Source organism: Micromonospora sp. NPDC047134 (assembly GCF_040643455.1).
GTDB lineage: Bacteria > Actinomycetota > Actinomycetes > Mycobacteriales > Micromonosporaceae > Micromonospora.
Window position 1 is genome coordinate 1 of sequence record NZ_JBEYUI010000021.1, and the last position, 16,089, is coordinate 16,089.

Consider the following 16,089-nt stretch of genomic DNA (forward strand, 5'->3'; position numbering starts at 1 on the left):
ATGCTCGCCGACCGGCCTCGCGGCGACCGGCTGGGCCGTCAGCCCGCGCGCCGTGTTACCCCGAACACCGTGAACGTTTGTGGTCATGGCACTAGCCATGACAATCTGGATGCCCTCGTTCCGCAGGGCGTGCAGGGGGTCTGCGGATCCGCCGAACTGGAACGTCGCGACGATGTCGTTCACGCCGATGAGCACACCCAGCGCCAGCACCGCCATGGCGCCCAGGTGAAGCCCCTGCCAGAGCAGCACGGCGGTGGGCCGGGCCGCAGTGCTGCCGCCGTGCACCCGTAGGCCGCCCCGGATCAGTGCGGCCGCCTGCCGGATGCTGGGCCAGCGGCGGGTGGTCGGTTCGTCGCCGATCAACGTGTCGATCAGTTCGTCGGCACGCTCCCGGCGGTAACCGGCCGGATAGGCCCGCAGCAGCATTCGGTACCGCTTCTCCAGAACATCAGAACTCATGCTGGCCTGGTCCTCACGATAGAAGGTTGATCGGCACTTCCCAGCGGGAAGCCCCGGTGCGGCAGCCGATCCATGACCACCCGGGCGGCCCGGGCGAGCCGGTCGGCCTCCTCGGCGAGTACGCGGTAGCCCTCGTCGGTGAGCCGGTAGTAGCGACGGGCACGCCCGTTGACGATCTCTTCGCCGTCGGCGGTGATGAGTCCCTCGCCGAGCAGCCGGTCGATCACCGAGTACAGCGAACCGGCGGCGAGGGTCACCCGCTCGTCGGACAGCTCGGTCACCCGCTTGATCACGGCATAACCGTGAAGCGGGCCACCGAGCAGAGCCGCAAGGACGAAGTACGACGGTTCCCGCAGCGCGGGACGCGAGGTCGATCGCATAACCTGAATATACAAGCAAGATGAGTATCTAGCCAAGGTGACCATCCAGCGTGGTCACCTCACCTGATCGTCCTCAGCAGACGGCGTCACGAACGGCTGAGCACCTAGCGAGCCGGCGAAGCGCTGCGCCGAGGGCTCGTGGAGCAGTCCCGCGATGCCCGGCGCGACGCGGACGAAGACACCGAACGGCACCTGGATGACCGGCTCGGACATCACCTCACCGACCCGGTCCGCGAACGTGACCATCGGATCGTCCTGCAACGCCTTCAGCGAAAGCTGTACCTGTCCACGGGTGACGTCGAAGTCGAGCACCTCGCAGGTGACCTGCTGCCCGGCGTGCACCACGTCGCCAGGGTCGAAGAAGTACTCCCAGGTCAGCTCCGGAATCCGAATGAACCCAGTGCCGGGCGAGCCGGCCGGTCCCCTCGAGAGGCACGAAGACGCCGAAGTTGTGGATCTCGGAGATGATTCCACGCACCACTGTGCCGCGCTGTGGTCGCTCCTCAGACGCGACAGAACTGTCCTGCCCACTCGAAGATTACGGGATGTCGGCACGCTGACCAGCGGTCCGACCGGTCAGTTTGACGAACGGAGGGGCCTCAGGGATTTCGGTCAAGGACGCTCCGTCGTGCCATGCCTGCGCAGCTCGCACCACCTGGGCGAGTACCACCGTGTCGCCTTCGATCAAGGCCAGACGCTCAGATGAACCACCGTCGCTCCACGCGGCCGGCGGACACCTTCAACGCCTCACGATGCTCGACGATGGTCGGAACGCCGGCGCCATACAACGAATTCGACGCCGTAACCGGCGGCCACCGGTTCGGCGACAGCGGGCCGGCACGCCAGCGGTGTGTCACGATTCTGCCGTGGCAATCATCGAGGTTGTAATGGGTGACATCACGCGAGAGGACGTGGACGCCATCGTCACGGCGGCCAACGAGTCCCTGCTCGGCGGTGGTGGTGTCGACGGCGCGATCCACCGCGCTGCCGGGCCCCGTCTGGCCCGGGCCGGGGGTGCGATCGGCCCCTGCGATCCGGGCGATGCGATGGCTACCCCGGCCTTCGACCTCGACCCACCGGTGCGGCACGTCATCCATGCGGTTGGGCCGATCTGGGAGGGCGGCGGCCACGGTGAGGCCGACGTCCTGGCCTCCTGTTACCGCAGGAGCCTGCAGGTCGCCGACGAACTCGGCGCCCGCAGCGTCGCCTTCCCCGCAATCGCCACCGGCGTGTACGGCTTTCCTGCCGACCAGGCCGCCCGCATCGCCGTAGCAACGATCAGATCAACAGCGACAAACGTCCAACAGGTACGACTCGTCGCGTTCGACGAGGACGCCTGCGAGCATCTGCAAGCCGCGCTGACAGCCACGGGTTGATCCGTCCGGAACTGCCACGGGCAGCGTGACCTGTGCTGTGCTGCAAAGGCTCGCGTAGCCGCGATCTGGTGTGGGCTCAGATGCCGATTCGGATGCTCAGCTGGGCACCGAGCTGGCGAAATCCCAGCGCCTGCGCCACGCGACGCGATGGCTCCGGGCGAGCCCGCCACTGCGGTAACAGGCGGTTCGCCAAGCCGTCTGCGGCTGCCGCGGAGGCGACGGCACGCGCCAGTCCGCGCTCGCGATGATCCGGCCTGGTGAGGACGCACAGGTGAGCCGCCATACCCGGCCAGTGCCGGTAACCTGCCGCCGCGACGACGTGGTCGCCGCGGCGCACCACGAACGCCGCAGAGGTGATGTCGGCCAACCCGCACTCGTCGGCGTCGTCCACGGGAACGGAGGCCAGGAGCCTGACAAGATCGTCATGTGCACGAGGAACCACGTCCACGGTGTCGAGCCCGACCGGCTGGAAGTCACCGTCGTCGAGGTAGGCCAGGCTCGCCGGACCCAGCACCTCGGCGACCGGCAGTATGGCGCGGAGCCGGACCGGGTCGGTCAGTTCCTCGACGGGCACGCTGCGCAGCACCCCACGTACGGTCTCGGCCCGATTGTCTGCCGGCAGGGTGACGATCGCGGCGTCGCCCAAGGCGACGATTCCGACCCAGCCCGGCGGAGACAGCCGCGATTCAGCCGAGACGGCTACGTCGACGCCGCCGTCAGCGGGTAAGGCCATCGGAACACCGGCCAACTCACGCCACACCACCCGAGCCCGAGCGAGCAACACATCAGCGGCCACGAACGCATCCTCACGCCTGGTCCACCGCTCACGCCACCGAGTTCGCAGCTGTCAGCATCTACGATGCTCCACGATGATCCCGGGCGGGTACCTGCGTTGGCTTCCGGTCGTGGCGACTGCGGTGGCTCTCGTCATGGCCGGCCTGGTCGGTACGCGTCACCTCGTGACCTGTTACCGGAGGCGCGGTGTCCCCGCAGGGCTGGCGGTCCGGCGGGCATTGGCCACGACGGTCATGGTGGTCTGGACGCTGCCATGGCTGGTGGTGGTCCTCACCCCACTCGACGCGCCCCGAGAAGTGCGGCTGGTGCCGCTGCGCGACCTGGTGGAGATCCTCGCCGACCATCCGCTGACCGCGTTCTTCCAGATCGTCGGCAATCTGCTGGTGTTCGCGGCGGTGGGGTTCGGTCTGGGTCTGGGGTGGCAGGTCCGGCTCACACATGTGGTCATCGTGGCCGCAGGCATGTCGACCGCAGTGGAAGCACTGCAGTACGCCCTGGCACTCGGACGTGTCTCGTCGATCGACGACGTGCTGTTGAACACGACCGGTGCGGGCCTGGCCGTTCTCGCGGCGCGTCGGCTGCCCACTCCCGATCGCGTGCTGCCCGTACCGCCATCGGAGTAGGCTCCTCCCGGTCACCGGGCCGGTCACCGTACAGCGATCCGCGCGCTGGCGAGCTCACCTGATCGTCCGCGCTTGCGGTGCGGTGCTGAGTTCGTCTCGCGCTTCGATACGGAAGACGGCGCTCACTTATGGTCGAGCGCCTGCCATCCGGGCCACCGCCACCGGTCGACCTCAGGCCAGGTCGCCACGAGAGCGGCGGAGAGAACCCCGCCGAATGCCACCGTTCCCTCGTGGGATGCGTAGGCAATCCAATCGTGCTGCTCGTCGATCCAGCAACCCTCCGGTCCCGTGTACCGCGGGGCGACGATCTCGACATCCAGCAGGTAGTCGGCCCCATACTCGCCCAACTCGACTACCCGCGGTCGGCCCAACTCTCGCAGTACTCGGCGAACCTGATCAACGCCGTCGCCCTCCCACATCGACTCCTCAGCCAGCACCAGCACGTCGTGTGGAACCGAACTACCGAGCATCGGGTGCCACCAGCCGTTCTGCACCCCCCATCGCTGCTGCAGTGACGTCCGCCAGGCCGATGACTCCTCGCGCGTGAGCACGCGCCGATACGGGACCGGGTCGGTGCGGAATTCGGGCTGCGCCGCCCAATGCTGCACCTTCGCAGCGAACAGCCGGCGCTCATCGGTCACGGCCTGTGCTTCGACCTCGTCGTAGGGCGGCTCAGTGAGCGGGAAGTCCCCACCGTCGGCAGCCGCCAGCATCATGCTGACCAGTACGTCGACGGCGGGAAGCCGATCCGGGTCAATTCGCTCAACCGCCATGAGCATGGCTTCCACGACGTTGTAGCGGGGGAAGATCCGCTTCGCTTCGGTGGTGTAGTGGTACCCATCAGCGCGGCGGCCCCCGTCGGGCAGCCGACCGTACTCGCTCTGAAGTTCCTCGTATCGCGTCATCAGATACCGGCGTGACGCCCAGTGCAAGTTCGTGGGATCCACCCATACATTCTCTCCGGTCACTCCACGTCGCCGACCCTGCCAGCCTTGCTGCGTCGTGGTGCATTGCGATTCGTACGCGATCAACTCGTGTGGTGTCGATGGCCCGCGATGCTGGTCGGCGTGGAGGAGGTCGCGGTCGTCGTCGCCCCAGGCCAGGCACTCGGACACGAGGAATATCTCGACGACCTACTCGCCGACTACGGCACCGAGGTCGACCGGGGCGTCCCCTGATGCCGCCGGCAATGCGCGGTTTCCGACGACGCGGCAGTCGGTGCGTGTGTGACGAGTGGTGTGGTCTTCGAGGCGTCGGTCAGCGGGACTTCTTCGTTGCTCGTTTGCGGGGCGGGGTCAACAGGTCGGCGACTGTGGCGATGGCGGACGGCACGAGACGGTAGTACGCCCAGACGCCGCGCTTGTCACGCTCGAGCAGGCCGGCCTCGGTGAGGATCCGCAGGTGATGACTGACGGTCGGCTGGGAGAGCCCGAGAGGCTCGGTGAGGTCACTGACCGAGGCCTCTCCCTCTGGAGCCGACTGGATCAGGCTGAGCAGTCGCAGCCGGGCCGGGTCGGCGAACGCCTTCAGCACCCCCGCGAGGCGTTCGGCATCGGCACGGTCGATCGGCTCGCCGGCGAGGGGCGAGATGGCAGGCGGCGTAGTCTTCACAGTTCCCACGTCTCGCATCGTTGCAGCAAACCCCCCAATCAGCTGATGAACGAGGGCAGGATCACCCGGAGGTCGCGAGGCGGTTGTGCCACCGAAACGGGTCGTCCTCCAGCGCGGAGCGGTCCCAGTGCCCCCGGTCCGCTGCGGCCTTGTAGGTGGTGTGGAGGAACTCGGCGACCGCACGGTCCGGATCCGGTGCGGCGCGGGCGACCTCGTACGGCAGCAGGAACTGCTTGAAGTCGGGACTGAAGTACGCGCCTTCGGGGCCGATCGGCTGCTCGGCGAACCCGTCGGGTTCGGGATAGGCGTAGGAGTAGAAGGCACCTTCCTCGCCGCCTCCGGGCCAGAATCCGCAGCTGGAGAGCTCGCGGGAGTAGCCCTCGGCCATCACCCAGTCCGCGCAGTTCGGCATCCCCCCGGGGTGCGGCGGGGCCGACCGGCCGGAGAAACGGGTGCAGGCGAGGTCCATCCCGCCCCAGAAGAAGTGCACCGGGCTGACCTTGCCCACGAAGTAGGACCGGAATTCGCCGATCACTCGGTTCGCCTGGAGCAGTTGTCGCCAGAACAGGGTGGCCGCCTCGCCGTCGTAGGAGGCGTGCTCGTAGTCCTCGGCGAAGGGGATCGCCGGGTCGACCTCGTTGGGGCGCGGCCGGATCGGCGCCTCGATCCCGAGTTGCTGGAGCATGTCCATGATCCGGGCGTAGAACTCGGCGACCGGCATCGGCCGAAGCGGGAGGCTCCGCGCGTCACCGCTGCTGGTCCGCACGTCGAGCTGGTGACCGAGGAAATCGAACTCGATCTCGAAGGCCCCCGTGCGGTACGGGATGGTCGAGGTCGTCAGCCCGCGCGGGCTGACGTACAGGGTGACCTGCCACCAGTGGTTGAGCATCGGAGCGTGTGCCATGCGGATCTTGCCCACGATCTGGGTCCACATGTGCAGGGTGTCGCGGGTGTCGGTCCAGCCCGAGACCCGCAGGCTCGGCCAGCTCGTCGGTGCCGGGCTTGTCATCGCTACTCACATCCTTGGCGCTGTAACGCGAGGGTGGCTGGTCGTCGTAATCGTGCCCTGCGGGTCGGCACCTACATAGCACCATCGATTCACTGACCGGCCGTGTTGCCCCTTCCAGGCCAGACCCCGGGTAGCGGGACTGCAGCCGGGCGCGTCATGCTCGTCCGGTGATCGTCATCGACGCAGCCTCACCGACGCCGCCGTACGAGCAGCTCCGGGCCCAGCTCGCCCGGCAGATCCAGGACCGCTCGCTGGCCGTCGGCACGAAACTGCCGACGATCCGCAGGCTCGCGGCCGATCTGGGCCTGGCCGCGAACACGGTCGCTCGGGCGTACCGGGAACTGGAGGAGGCCGGGTTGATCGAGACCCACGGGCGGGCCGGCTCGTTCGTCTCGGCTGCCGGCGAGCAGGCCCTCGACCGGGCCCGCAGCGCCGCCCGCGACTACGCGGCGGTCATCACCAGTGTCGGTATCGACCCCGCCGAGGCCGTCCGGATCGTCGAGGCGGCACTGGGCGTGGGACCGTCTCGTTCCTCGTCACCCCACTAGTTCTTGAGCAGCGAAACCCTCGGTCTCCCGCAGAGCCAGCCCCACTCAGCGGCAGGAGATCACGCGGCGGAGATCCTCGCCGCGCTACAGGAGGCGGACTTCCCGGCCCAGGAGGGCACGCTCTATCCGCTGCTGAGCAAGCTCCGGCGAGACGGACTCGTACACCACGAGTGGCGTGAGTCGCCGACGGGACCACCCCGGAAGTACTTCTCCCTCACCGACGCCGGCAGAACCCAGCTCACCGCATTCCGGGAGTACTGGAACGAGCTGACCCGCGCGATCAACACCATTGGACGGTGACCCCATGAGCGATCCGGTATCCATCCGCCTCACCGGGCATGCAGTGGCCTTTCCCGCCACCGCCGGAGCACGCGACGCCCTGCGGCAGTACCTCGATGATGCGCGGCACGCGCTGCGCTCCGACCCGGACGCCGACGAGATCGTCCGAGATCTCGAGTCCGCGATCGGCGACCGGTTGAGCACCCTCGCGGAATCAGGCGACAACCCGGTGACCGGTACGCAGATGGCCGCGATCCTGGCCGACCTCGGGCCGGTCAGCCCGGTACGCCCCGCCCCGCCTCCCGCCGAGGGAGGATCACGCGGGCGGTTCTGGTGCCGGATCCACGAGGGCAAATGGTTCGGCGGTGTCTGCGTCGGCGTCGCGGCGTACGGCGAGTTCCGCGTCGACTGGGTACGAACGGTCGTGCTGCTGCTGAGCATGGTCACCGGTGGTCTACTCGCCGTGGTGTACCTGGTCCTGCTGCTCGTGCTCCCCGTCGTCCCCACGGTCGCCGACTACGAACGCCAACGGGATACGCCCCGCAATGACGTGCGGCTACGCCGATGAGTCGATGGCGACGGTCGCGACTGGTGAGTCGTAGAGGTCTGGTCGGCGTCAGTCATCCTGCCCACTTCAACCGACATCTCTCACCATGGGCCGCCCTATATTCGCCTGGCACCCTACCGGGGGTGGGATGGCGTCAGTGCGAGAACGGCTCCAGGCAGCCGAATTCGACCGCCGAGCCGGTGACCTCGACCATGACTCGGTCAGGCCGTACGTCCCCGATCACACAGCCCACGGTTCCGAACCGCACCGCGTACACCGCACCCGGTGGTGGGGTTTCCTGCCCGGTGGGCGGTCGCATGGTGGTGACCTGGATCGCGTCTGGCTGAATGCCCAGATCGAGCAGCGCTCGCTGGGTGGACGCCGGCGCGAAGTCCCCGGCGGCGCGTAGCGCCTCAAGCGACGGCCGGATCCGCGCGGCGAGTTCCCGCCCGGCGCGCTCATCCGCAGCGGACAGTTCATGCCGCCGCTTCCAGCCGTTGTTGTCGCCATGGTTCGGGGGTGCGTCTGGCTGCCGACCGGTCGGCTCCGCCACCCCTGCGGGTGACGACGACGTTGCCGGCGAGGACGTCTCTGTGGGTATCGCCTGCGCGTCGCCGTCCCGGGTGCCCGGGGCCGCGCAGCCGAGCGCCAGCACGGCGAGCGAGACGGCAACCGCCGGCCCGGTGACCTTTCCTGCCCGCATATCCGACCCCCGTCGCACGTCGGTATCGAGAAGATCTGATGGTACGAGGTGCGGTCGCTCTCCCGGTGTCACCTGTCACGTGTCCCGGTGCGGTCCAGGATCGCCCCACGGTGGGCGGTCGTTCCGTCCTCGCTCAGCGATCGCCGATCATGCCGGTCAGGAGGGTCAGGATGTCGTCGGCGTCGGTGTGCCACTTGTCGGCGGTGAGTTGACCGCTGGCCTCCATCCCGATTATCCCGTGCACGCTGGTGAGCAGCAGCGCCCCGTAGCGATGGGCCTGGTCCTCACCGACCAGATCGCTCAGGACGGCCACGAACGGGCCTTGGCTTCGCGATGCCGCGCGCAGCACCTCGTCACTGGCGGGCGCCTGGTGCATCAGTCGATACAGATGTGGCTGCTCGCGGCCGACGGCAAGGAGCCCGGTGAGCATTTTCTGTAGCTTCTCCTCCGCCGGGGTCAGCGGATCGGCGGCCCATTCCACGGCCCGATCCGCCAACCGGTCCCATGCCTCGGCCGCGACCGCGGTCAGCAGGTCGCCCTTGTCGGAGAAGTGGCGGTAGGGCGCTCCGCGACTCACGCCGGCCCGCGCACCCACCGCCCGCAGCGTCACCGCCTCCGGTCCACCCTCGTCCAGCAGGCCGGCGGCCGCGTCGAGCAGGGAACGACGGGTGGCGGCAGCGGACTCCACGCGACTGATCACCACGCCATGCTATCTAGTTGACAATGTTCACCGGCCGGTTGACATTGTCAGCTCAGCCATCCACACTTCTCTCAGATGACAGCGTCAACAAGATGCGTCTCGATGGTGGAGGGATCTCATGGACGTATTTCTCACAGGTGGCTCCGGTTCTGCCGGCGGTGTGCTCATTCGCAGGCTCGTGGCCGACGGGCACACCGTGCACGCGCTCGCGAGGTCCGCCACTGCGGAGAAGGCGGTCGCGGCCGCCGGTGCGCGACCGGTACGCGGTGACCTGACAGGGGCCCTCCGAAGCCACGCCGGCGCGCCGGCGTGGCTGGACACCCTCCACGGAGTCGACGCGGTGGTCCACGCGGCGGCCTTCATGGAGTTCTGGGGGCCGGACGAACTGTTCGTCGAGCGCAATCTGCTGCCCACCCGCGCCCTGTACCAGGCCGCGGTGGCCGCAGGGGTGAAACGCTTCGTCCTGCTCTCGGCCGCCAGCGTCTCCACCGGCACCAGACACCTGAACATCGTTAACGAAACCTCCGACACCGGCCGGGCGAACATCGCTTACAGCCGAGTCAAGCTGCGCACCGAGCAGGAACTTCTCGCACTCCCCCACGCAGAGACCACGCTGGTGATCCTCCGACCGCCCTTCCTCTGGGGCCACGGCACGGCCGGCAACCTGCAAGGATTCGTCGACTCTGTCGAGGCCGGCCGGTTCGCCTGGATCGACGGCGGGCAGCACACGGTCGACTTCTGCCACTTCGACAACCTTGCCCACGCCGTCGCCTTGGCCATGACACGGGGAAACCACGGCCTCGTCTGCTATGTCACCGACGGCAACCCCCGGCCGGCCCGCACCTTCTTCACCCCCCTGCTCGCCACCCAGGGGCACGACGTGAGCAGCAGCCGCAGCTACCCCCGGGCGATCGCGTCGGCCATCGCCACGATCATGGAGACCGTCGCCAAGGCCCGCCGCAGTACCACGCCGCCACCGCTCACCCAATGGATCGTCACCTTCATGGGCCGCGACCGCGTCTACGACATCACGCGCGCCCGGACCCACCTGGAATACCAGCCGACGATCAGCGTCGACGAGGGCCTTCGTCGGATGGCGACTTTGGGACGGTAGCGGGACCGTCATGCCCGCAGAGCTGGGGTGGCCGACCGGCCCTGCCTGGTATTCAGTGGTCCGGGCATCAGCCGCTCGTTGAAGGCGCCAAGTCGCCCTCCCGCCGTCGGCAGCCGATCAGCGCACCCGGGGCAGTGGGTCGGTGGCCTCCCGCAGGAGATCGAACATGAGCCGGGCGGGTGGCTTCAACACCCCCTTGTTCGAGTAGTCCACCTCGCGGAACAGCAGTTGTCGTTGGCCGGTGCTGATCTCCCGGTCGAGCATCCGCCGCAGCGACCGCTCGACCCGAGCCGTGAGATCGTCTGCCGGCCGGTCGACCAGCAGCGCAAGCGCACGATGCAGAGCGGCCTCGGCGTCTTCAAGGTATAGGTGGTCTGAACCGGTCGGCAGGCGCTGCCTGGTCAGGTCGATGCCGTAGCGGAAGTCCACACCGACCAGGTCGACCCCGGAGAAGTCGTTGCCGTGGAACTTGTTGGACTCTCGCAGGGCAAGCGCGCGATATCCCGGCGGCTCCGCCCGTCCCTGCTTGGCAAGGAACGCCAAGTCGCTCGTAAACCGCTCGGCGGAGCCGGGCGGTGGGGCGCCCCAGAAGGTCGTCGACCTGATCCTGCCGCTAAAGAGGCAGTCGACGAGTTCCAAGTAGCCCGCGGTCAGATCTCGGATCTCCGAGTTCCGGAAGGTGCAGCCGATAAACCGCGAATATCCGGCCGTGCCGGTGAGCACCGCGCCGTCGAAGGAGCACTCGACGTACTGCGACAGATCCATGCCGGAGCCCAGCGCCACGTCCTGGAATCGGAGTCCGTCGAAGCGGCACCGCACGAAGCGGGCACCAACACCGACCAATCCAGTTAATCCATCGGCGGAATAGTCGACTCCGATGACCTCCTCGTGCTCAATGATCAACCGGTTGCCCTGCTCACCTGCCACGATTCATCCATGCCACTTCATCGGTACGTCGCCGGGGCACGGCGCGGCCGGTCTCGCGTAGGCGCTCGTCGGTCAAGACTCCACCTCGGTTTCGTCCGTGTCAGGGCCGTCGGGGCGTCGCGGTGTGGGTCGCAGGCGTATTCGGGTGATGGCCTGGCCTGTCACCTCCACCACCTCGGCGGTCAGACCCGGCAGCTCGACCACTTCGCCGGGCGTCCTGGGAATGTGACCGAGGTGTGCCAGGACAAGTCCCGCCACCGTCGTGTAGTCGCCGGACTCGATAGTGTCCTCGTCCAGGTCGACACCCACGTCCGGTAGGTCGTGCAGCGGGAAACCACCCGTCAACAGCAGCGCCCCGTCCACCTCCCGTACGACCGCCTGCACGTCCCGGTCGGTTTCGTCGTAGATCTCCCCGACGATCTCCTCGACCAGGTCCTCCATCGTCACGATGCCGTCGATAGCGCCACGCTCGTCCACCACAAGGGCGAACTGCTGCCGCTGCGATCGCATCTCCCGAATCGCCTCGGTGACCCGCAGCGTCTCCGGCAGATACAGCGGCGCGCTGACGTACTCGGCGACCGAGCCCTCCTGGTCGAGCAGGTCACGCATGTGCACCACACCGACGGTCTCGTCCAGACCGGCGCGGCCCACGACCGGCGCGCGGGTCTGCCCCGACCGGCCCAACTCCCGCAACGCCTGCGGCGCGGTCAGTGACTCGGACAGGGTGACCACCTCGCGGCGCGGGACGAGGATCTCCCGCAGGATCCGCTCGGCCACCTCGAACGCCCCCGAGATGATCATGCGGTGTTCGGGGGTGAGGTTACGCTGCGAGGCCACGATGTCCCGCAGTTCCTCGGTGGTGACCTCCTGACGGCGGGCCCGTGGGTCCCCGCCGGTCAACCGCACCACCGCGTCGCTGGCCTTACTCAACAGCCACACCGCCGGACGGGAGAACGCCGACAACGCGTCCAACGGACGGGCGACGAGCAGAGCCCACCCCTCCGCCCGCTGCATCGCGATCCGCTTCGGCGCCAGCTCACCCAGCACCAAGGTGACGAAGGTCAGCACGATGGTGACCAGCACGATCGCTACCGGCTCCGCCGCCGATCCCAGGAACCCCAGCGGTCCCACCAGCGGCGCCGCCAGTGACACCGCCGCAGCCGCCGAGGCCAGGAACCCGGCCAGGGTGATGCCGATCTGAATGGTGGCCAGGAATCGGTTGGGATCCCGCGCCAGTCTCGCCAGCACCCGCCCCGCCCGGGAGGTGCGCTCCAGGCGCTGCAGCTGGCTCTCCCGCAGCGACACCAACGCCATCTCGCTGCCCGCGAACACCGCGTTCACCAGGACCAACACCAACACCAACACGACCCGTACGCCATAGCCATCCACGGCCCGTTCGACGCCTCCTTGACCGGACACCGTCCGGAGCCTCGACCGCGGCGGCGGGTCGATACACGGTGCCGACTCCCCCATGTTGCGGGTTCAGCGGGCAGGCTTGCGCCCGTTCTCCCTACGCCACTGCCTCCGGATTGCTATGTCACGGAGAGGACACCTTGCAAGCCGTCCTAGGACAATAGGTCATGACGTGGGGCGACTTCCCTCGGCAGGGAGAGCAATATGCTTCGCCGGCTCGATAAGGCTGCCCAGCTCGCGCAGCAGCTCCACGCCTAGAGGGGGCAGCCGAAAGCCGCTTCGGCCCCGCGTGGACATCGGCCGGACGGCCGCATCGCCGGCGCTACCCTAAGCTGCCGTCCAGGCAAGAATTCCCCCTGGCGGAGGCGCTCACCGCTCTCCGCTGCCGAATGCGCCGGCCTTGATGCCTTCAATAAATCCGATCCACTGACCGGCGCTGAACATGAGCACCGATCCCTGCTGGTCTTTGCTGTCGCGGACCTGCGCAGCGTGGTCTGCGTACCGGGCCTCAACGCATGCGCCGTTGCCGCCGCTGCGACTGCTGGTTCGCCACTGGTTGTCGAGCGCCTTCATGGCGTCCCCTCGTCCCGAATCCCCTTGATCATCGCGGTCGAGGCCGTAGGCGACAGGGCTGCTGCTCGAAGACTGCCGAACACCCGCGCACACCTGTCAACGTCCTCACCTTCAGCGTAGAGGTCGCCGGTCAAGCCCTCGATGTACACCACCCCTGGCCCCTCGTCGAAACTGAGGATGTGGAAGCTCGACACCATTGAGGCGTAAGCCCCTTCTCGGAAGGGGATGACCTGGATGCTCACATTCCATCGCTTCTGCGCGTCGAGCAGCGCCGAGAGTTGATCTCGCATCACGTCGGGTCCACCGATCTGCCGACGCAGCACCGCCTCATCGATCACCGCAACCAGACGCAGCTTCTCCTCGGTGAGCAGCTTCTGCCTTTCCACACGCACCGTCACCCGCTCCTCTGTTGCCTGCGGTGTGGGCTGAGATGCGTCAGCGCTGATGATCGCTCGGGCGTAGTCAACCGTCTGCAACAGGCCCGGCACGACTAGAGTTTCAAAGTTCTCGACCACGGACGCTGCGGACTCAAGACCGATGTACTGCCGATAGGAGTTGGGCAGGTCGCCGTACTTCGCCCACCAGCCGCGCTGCTTGCCCGCTTGAGCCATCGATCGCAACGTCTCGCGCAGCTCGGCATCGGCCACCCCGTACCGGTCGAGTAGCGCGTTCAACGCTGGGCCCTTCAAGCCGACCCTGCCCTGCTCGATCCTCCGCAGGGTGCTCGGCGATACCTCGATGAGTGCGGCTGCCTGCTCGGTGGTCACGCCAGCCTTCTCGCGCGCCTGCTTGAGCTGCGCACCGAGCTGGAACCGAACGAAAGTTGGGCTCTCCACGCTCGCGATTCTCCATCTTCCCGTGAGGTTGGCACCGACCATACGCGCCGACGCTTCCTGGCACCATGTCATTGACTCGGTAAATCTGCGCGCGCAAAATGGGTGCGCATACGCTCGATGCCAGCGCGCAGAGCATGGAAAAGCCCTCACATCGGTCATCCGACCAAAGACGCTCCGATGTGAGGGCTTGCCAGAACCCGAAGGGATCTGAGATGCACCGTACTTCCCCCTGCACCGCGTTAAACGACCGGTGCTGGCGGTTACTGCGACACACCGCACGCCCCGCTGTGTCACTGCTGGTCGTCACCCGCCCGCCCGCCGACTCCGCATGGTCACGAGTCCCCGCGGACTCAGACCCGGCTTCGGCCCCAATGGAAGGTGAGCGGCCGTGACTGTGGAGGTGATGATGATGGTGTTCAGCGGAATACTGCTGGGCTTCCTGGCGGGGTTGTTCGCGTTCAAGGTGAAGTCGCGGTGGTGTCCGCGTTGTGGGGAGCACACCCACACCATGCCGCCCGCCGGGGGCAGCCGATGACCTACCGGCGGGATCACAACTCCGTACCCCTCGGGCGACGGGTGGCCGAGTTACGGACGCATCGGGGTATGACCCAGCAGGCCTTCGCCGATCGGCTCGGCAAGTCGAAAAGCTGGGTCGACAAGGTCGAACGCGGCGTACGCCGACTCGACCGGTACTCCGTCATCCGCGACATCGCCGAGGTGCTGCGCCTCGACCCGGAGATGCTGCTCGGCCCTCGCCAGCCGGCAGCCGTCACCCCCACCCAGACCGGCATCGACACGGTACGCGCCGCCCTCGCCCGCTACCACCGGCCCCGATGCACCGTCACCGCGCAGCAGGCCGGCGACCAGGTCGCGTACGCCTGGATGGCTTATCAGCACGCCCGCTACCCGCAACTGCTCGGTGCCCTGCCCGACCTGCTCGGTGCCCTGCCCGACCTGCTCGATGCCGCCGGTGGCACCCCGGGCCTGCTCGCCTCCGCCTACCGGCTCACCGCAAACGTGCTGATCAAGCTCGACCACCCCGACCTTGCCTGGCTCGCCGCCGACCGGGCCGTCGCCGCCGACGACGATCCCACCCGTACCGCCGCCGCGACCATCGCGGTCGCCCAGGCCCTGCGTGCTCTCGGCCATCACCATCTGGCGCTCACCGCCGCCCTGGCAGCGGCGGACCCCGCAGACGACGACACCGTACGCGGAACTCTCCACCTCCAGGCCGGGTTGGCCGCCGCCGAACACGGCGACCGTCGCAACGCCCACGATCTGCTCGACCATGCCGCCGCCCTCGCCGATCGTCACACCGGCGACACCGACCCGCACCACACCGGCTTCGGGGCGGCTGCCGTCCAGACGGCCCGGTCCCTGGCCGCCCATCGCATCGGCGACACCGCCGAAGCGATCCTGCGCCACGAACACGTCATCCGCAGCGACGGCTGGCGACGCCTGCCGCCCGAGCACCGGGCCGCCCACCTGGTCGACGCCACCCGCACCTACCTCGATACCGGCCGACCCAGTCGGGCCGGACGCGCGCTGCTCGACGCCGACCGCACCGCGCCCGCCGAGGTCCGCAGCCGCCCGGTCGGTCGTACCCTGCTCACCGAGATCATTCGGGGCGGACCGGCGGCAGCGGACGTGGCCCGACTGGCCACGGTCGTCGGCCTGACCCGCTGATCCGACGCGTCAAGCCTCGGGGTGTCCGGTCAGCGAGGGTGTCGGGAGCGGGCCAGGGCCAGCCCACCGAGGGCCAGGCTGGTCAGCCCCACCACCAGGGCTACGACGCCCCCGACAATTCCGTAGCCGGTGCCGGGCCCGCCCTCGGCGGCGGCCACCACGTATCCACCGAGGATCACGCCGATCAGCCCTGCCACCAGGGCGATGGTGGCCCCGGTACGGCCGGTGCCGGTGCCGATGGGACTGCGGGGGCGGGCCAGGGTCAGCCCACCGACGACGACACCGGCCAGCGCCGCCAGTGCTCCCACGAGGCCCACGAGCCGCCCGGTGGTCAGGCCGTACGCATCGAGTGCGGCCCCTGGTCCGTCGGCGGCTGCCGGTCCGCCGAGCCCGGTCCCGCCCAGCAGTACGACAAGGGCGATGCCTCCGACCAGGACGGCAGCGCCGACCGTCAGCACCCGTCGGATTCCTGAAGACTTCATTTCTTCTCCCCTCTTCGCCGACCCTGAT

The 16,089-nt window shown here is 68.2% G+C and carries 21 protein-coding genes and 1 pseudogene; 8 read left to right on the forward strand and 14 right to left on the reverse strand.

Annotated elements, in window-relative coordinates:
• The 3 genes and pseudogenes from ABZ795_RS22485 to ABZ795_RS22495 all read right to left on the reverse strand — a co-directional run.
• A pseudogene (locus ABZ795_RS22485) lies at window positions 1–459 on the reverse strand (hypothetical protein); the annotation flags it as partial.
• Window positions 456–839 carry a helix-turn-helix transcriptional regulator gene (locus ABZ795_RS22490; protein WP_357531755.1) on the reverse strand — a complete coding sequence of 128 codons (384 nt, stop codon included), beginning with the start codon at window positions 837–839 and terminating at the stop codon, window positions 456–458. The gene ABZ795_RS22490 and the pseudogene ABZ795_RS22485, both read right to left, overlap by 4 nt.
• 54 nt (window positions 840–893) lie before the next feature.
• Complete coding sequence (locus ABZ795_RS22495; RefSeq protein WP_357531756.1) at window positions 894–1,394, reverse strand: S1 RNA-binding domain-containing protein; 501 nt, start codon at window positions 1,392–1,394, stop codon at window positions 894–896.
• Between the two features lie 311 nt (window positions 1,395–1,705).
• On the opposite strand from ABZ795_RS22495, the gene ABZ795_RS22500 reads away from it, so the two are divergent.
• Window positions 1,706–2,215, forward strand: coding sequence for an O-acetyl-ADP-ribose deacetylase (locus ABZ795_RS22500; RefSeq protein WP_357531757.1), 510 nt, complete (start codon window positions 1,706–1,708; stop codon window positions 2,213–2,215).
• A gap of 76 nt (window positions 2,216–2,291) precedes the next feature.
• Here the strand turns inward: ABZ795_RS22500 and ABZ795_RS22505 are convergent, their stop codons facing one another.
• The gene (locus ABZ795_RS22505) at window positions 2,292–3,011 is read right to left on the reverse strand and encodes a GNAT family N-acetyltransferase (protein ID WP_357531758.1); all 720 of its coding nucleotides are present in this window, start codon (window positions 3,009–3,011) and stop codon (window positions 2,292–2,294) included.
• Window positions 3,012–3,144: 133 nt separating this feature from the next.
• Between ABZ795_RS22505 and ABZ795_RS22510 the strand changes: the two genes are divergently transcribed.
• Window positions 3,145–3,633: a VanZ family protein gene (locus ABZ795_RS22510; RefSeq protein ID WP_357531759.1), complete on the forward strand. Its 489-nt coding sequence runs from the start codon at window positions 3,145–3,147 to the stop codon at window positions 3,631–3,633.
• 122 nt (window positions 3,634–3,755) lie between these two features.
• Here the strand turns inward: ABZ795_RS22510 and ABZ795_RS22515 are convergent, their stop codons facing one another.
• The 3 genes from ABZ795_RS22515 to ABZ795_RS22525 form a co-directional block, all read right to left on the reverse strand.
• The gene (locus ABZ795_RS22515; protein WP_357531760.1) at window positions 3,756–4,580 is read right to left on the reverse strand and encodes a hypothetical protein; all 825 of its coding nucleotides are present in this window, start codon (window positions 4,578–4,580) and stop codon (window positions 3,756–3,758) included.
• A 310-nt stretch (window positions 4,581–4,890) separates the two neighbouring features.
• Window positions 4,891–5,262, reverse strand: a complete 372-nt coding sequence (locus ABZ795_RS22520; RefSeq protein WP_327026530.1) for a metalloregulator ArsR/SmtB family transcription factor — start codon at window positions 5,260–5,262, stop codon at window positions 4,891–4,893.
• 43 nt (window positions 5,263–5,305) lie between these two features.
• Window positions 5,306–6,253, reverse strand: coding sequence for a DUF5996 family protein (locus ABZ795_RS22525; RefSeq protein ID WP_357531761.1), 948 nt, complete (start codon window positions 6,251–6,253; stop codon window positions 5,306–5,308).
• Window positions 6,254–6,420: 167 nt separating this feature from the next.
• Here ABZ795_RS22525 and ABZ795_RS22530 point away from each other — a divergent pair, with 167 nt between their 5' ends.
• The 3 genes from ABZ795_RS22530 to ABZ795_RS22540 are packed head-to-tail and all read left to right on the forward strand — an operon-like array spanning window position 6,421 to window position 7,648.
• Window positions 6,421–6,801 (forward strand): GntR family transcriptional regulator, encoded by a 381-nt coding sequence (locus tag ABZ795_RS22530; protein WP_327026532.1) that lies wholly within the window; start codon window positions 6,421–6,423, stop codon window positions 6,799–6,801.
• A gap of 3 nt (window positions 6,802–6,804) precedes the next feature.
• Window positions 6,805–7,101 carry a PadR family transcriptional regulator gene (locus tag ABZ795_RS22535; protein WP_357531762.1) on the forward strand — a complete coding sequence of 99 codons (297 nt, stop codon included), beginning with the start codon at window positions 6,805–6,807 and terminating at the stop codon, window positions 7,099–7,101.
• 4 nt (window positions 7,102–7,105) lie between these two features.
• Window positions 7,106–7,648 carry a PspC domain-containing protein gene (locus ABZ795_RS22540; protein WP_357531763.1) on the forward strand — a complete coding sequence of 181 codons (543 nt, stop codon included), beginning with the start codon at window positions 7,106–7,108 and terminating at the stop codon, window positions 7,646–7,648.
• Window positions 7,649–7,781: 133 nt separating this feature from the next.
• Here ABZ795_RS22540 and ABZ795_RS22545 read toward each other — a convergent pair whose 3' ends face one another.
• Together ABZ795_RS22545 and ABZ795_RS22550 are read right to left on the reverse strand one after the other, a co-directional pair.
• Complete coding sequence (locus ABZ795_RS22545; RefSeq protein ID WP_357531764.1) at window positions 7,782–8,330, reverse strand: hypothetical protein; 549 nt, start codon at window positions 8,328–8,330, stop codon at window positions 7,782–7,784.
• Window positions 8,331–8,463: 133 nt separating this feature from the next.
• Entirely contained in the window at window positions 8,464–9,030 is a 567-nt protein-coding gene (locus ABZ795_RS22550; protein WP_357531765.1) for a TetR/AcrR family transcriptional regulator, read from the reverse strand.
• A 118-nt stretch (window positions 9,031–9,148) separates the two neighbouring features.
• Between ABZ795_RS22550 and ABZ795_RS22555 the strand changes: the two genes are divergently transcribed.
• A complete protein-coding gene (locus tag ABZ795_RS22555) occupies window positions 9,149–10,144 on the forward strand; it encodes an NAD(P)-dependent oxidoreductase (RefSeq protein WP_357531766.1) in 996 nt (331 codons plus the stop codon).
• 117 nt (window positions 10,145–10,261) lie between these two features.
• Here ABZ795_RS22555 and ABZ795_RS22560 read toward each other — a convergent pair whose 3' ends face one another.
• From ABZ795_RS22560 to ABZ795_RS22575, 4 genes are all read right to left on the reverse strand, one after another.
• A complete protein-coding gene (locus ABZ795_RS22560; RefSeq protein WP_357531767.1) occupies window positions 10,262–11,071 on the reverse strand; it encodes a hypothetical protein in 810 nt (269 codons plus the stop codon).
• Window positions 11,072–11,143: 72 nt separating this feature from the next.
• Window positions 11,144–12,460: a hemolysin family protein gene (locus ABZ795_RS22565; protein WP_357531768.1), complete on the reverse strand. Its 1,317-nt coding sequence runs from the start codon at window positions 12,458–12,460 to the stop codon at window positions 11,144–11,146.
• Window positions 12,461–12,853: 393 nt separating this feature from the next.
• Window positions 12,854–13,057 carry a DUF397 domain-containing protein gene (locus ABZ795_RS22570; RefSeq protein WP_327026540.1) on the reverse strand — a complete coding sequence of 68 codons (204 nt, stop codon included), beginning with the start codon at window positions 13,055–13,057 and terminating at the stop codon, window positions 12,854–12,856.
• The gene (locus ABZ795_RS22575) at window positions 13,054–13,893 is read right to left on the reverse strand and encodes a helix-turn-helix transcriptional regulator (protein WP_357531769.1); all 840 of its coding nucleotides are present in this window, start codon (window positions 13,891–13,893) and stop codon (window positions 13,054–13,056) included. The genes ABZ795_RS22570 and ABZ795_RS22575 overlap by 4 nt, the downstream gene beginning before the upstream one ends.
• 388 nt (window positions 13,894–14,281) lie before the next feature.
• Here ABZ795_RS22575 and ABZ795_RS22580 point away from each other — a divergent pair, with 388 nt between their 5' ends.
• Complete coding sequence (locus tag ABZ795_RS22580; RefSeq protein ID WP_357531770.1) at window positions 14,282–14,428, forward strand: hypothetical protein; 147 nt, start codon at window positions 14,282–14,284, stop codon at window positions 14,426–14,428.
• Window positions 14,425–15,579 carry a helix-turn-helix domain-containing protein gene (locus tag ABZ795_RS22585; RefSeq protein ID WP_357531771.1) on the forward strand — a complete coding sequence of 385 codons (1,155 nt, stop codon included), beginning with the start codon at window positions 14,425–14,427 and terminating at the stop codon, window positions 15,577–15,579. Before ABZ795_RS22580 ends, ABZ795_RS22585 begins: the two co-directional genes overlap by 4 nt.
• 29 nt (window positions 15,580–15,608) lie before the next feature.
• Here the strand turns inward: ABZ795_RS22585 and ABZ795_RS22590 are convergent, their stop codons facing one another.
• Window positions 15,609–16,061 carry a DUF6223 family protein gene (locus tag ABZ795_RS22590; protein WP_357531772.1) on the reverse strand — a complete coding sequence of 151 codons (453 nt, stop codon included), beginning with the start codon at window positions 16,059–16,061 and terminating at the stop codon, window positions 15,609–15,611.
• Window positions 16,062–16,089: the final 28 nt, after the last annotated feature.

Bases quoted from the DNA above. Each gene is read 5' to 3' on its own strand.
- ABZ795_RS22490 (WP_357531755.1), bottom strand. From the start codon at position 839: ATGCGATCGACCTCGCGTCCCGCGCTGCGGGAACCGTCGTACTTCGTC.
- ABZ795_RS22510 (WP_357531759.1), top strand. From the start codon at position 3,145: ATGGCCGGCCTGGTCGGTACGCGTCACCTCGTGACCTGTTACCGGAGG.
- ABZ795_RS22520 (WP_327026530.1), bottom strand. From the start codon at position 5,262: ATGCGAGACGTGGGAACTGTGAAGACTACGCCGCCTGCCATCTCGCCC.
- ABZ795_RS22525 (WP_357531761.1), bottom strand. From the start codon at position 6,253: ATGACAAGCCCGGCACCGACGAGCTGGCCGAGCCTGCGGGTCTCGGGC.
- ABZ795_RS22540 (WP_357531763.1), top strand. From the start codon at position 7,106: ATGAGCGATCCGGTATCCATCCGCCTCACCGGGCATGCAGTGGCCTTT.
- ABZ795_RS22545 (WP_357531764.1), bottom strand. From the start codon at position 8,330: ATGCGGGCAGGAAAGGTCACCGGGCCGGCGGTTGCCGTCTCGCTCGCC.
- ABZ795_RS22555 (WP_357531766.1), top strand. From the start codon at position 9,149: ATGGACGTATTTCTCACAGGTGGCTCCGGTTCTGCCGGCGGTGTGCTC.
- ABZ795_RS22570 (WP_327026540.1), bottom strand. From the start codon at position 13,057: ATGAAGGCGCTCGACAACCAGTGGCGAACCAGCAGTCGCAGCGGCGGC.
- ABZ795_RS22585 (WP_357531771.1), top strand. From the start codon at position 14,425: ATGACCTACCGGCGGGATCACAACTCCGTACCCCTCGGGCGACGGGTG.
- ABZ795_RS22590 (WP_357531772.1), bottom strand. From the start codon at position 16,061: ATGAAGTCTTCAGGAATCCGACGGGTGCTGACGGTCGGCGCTGCCGTC.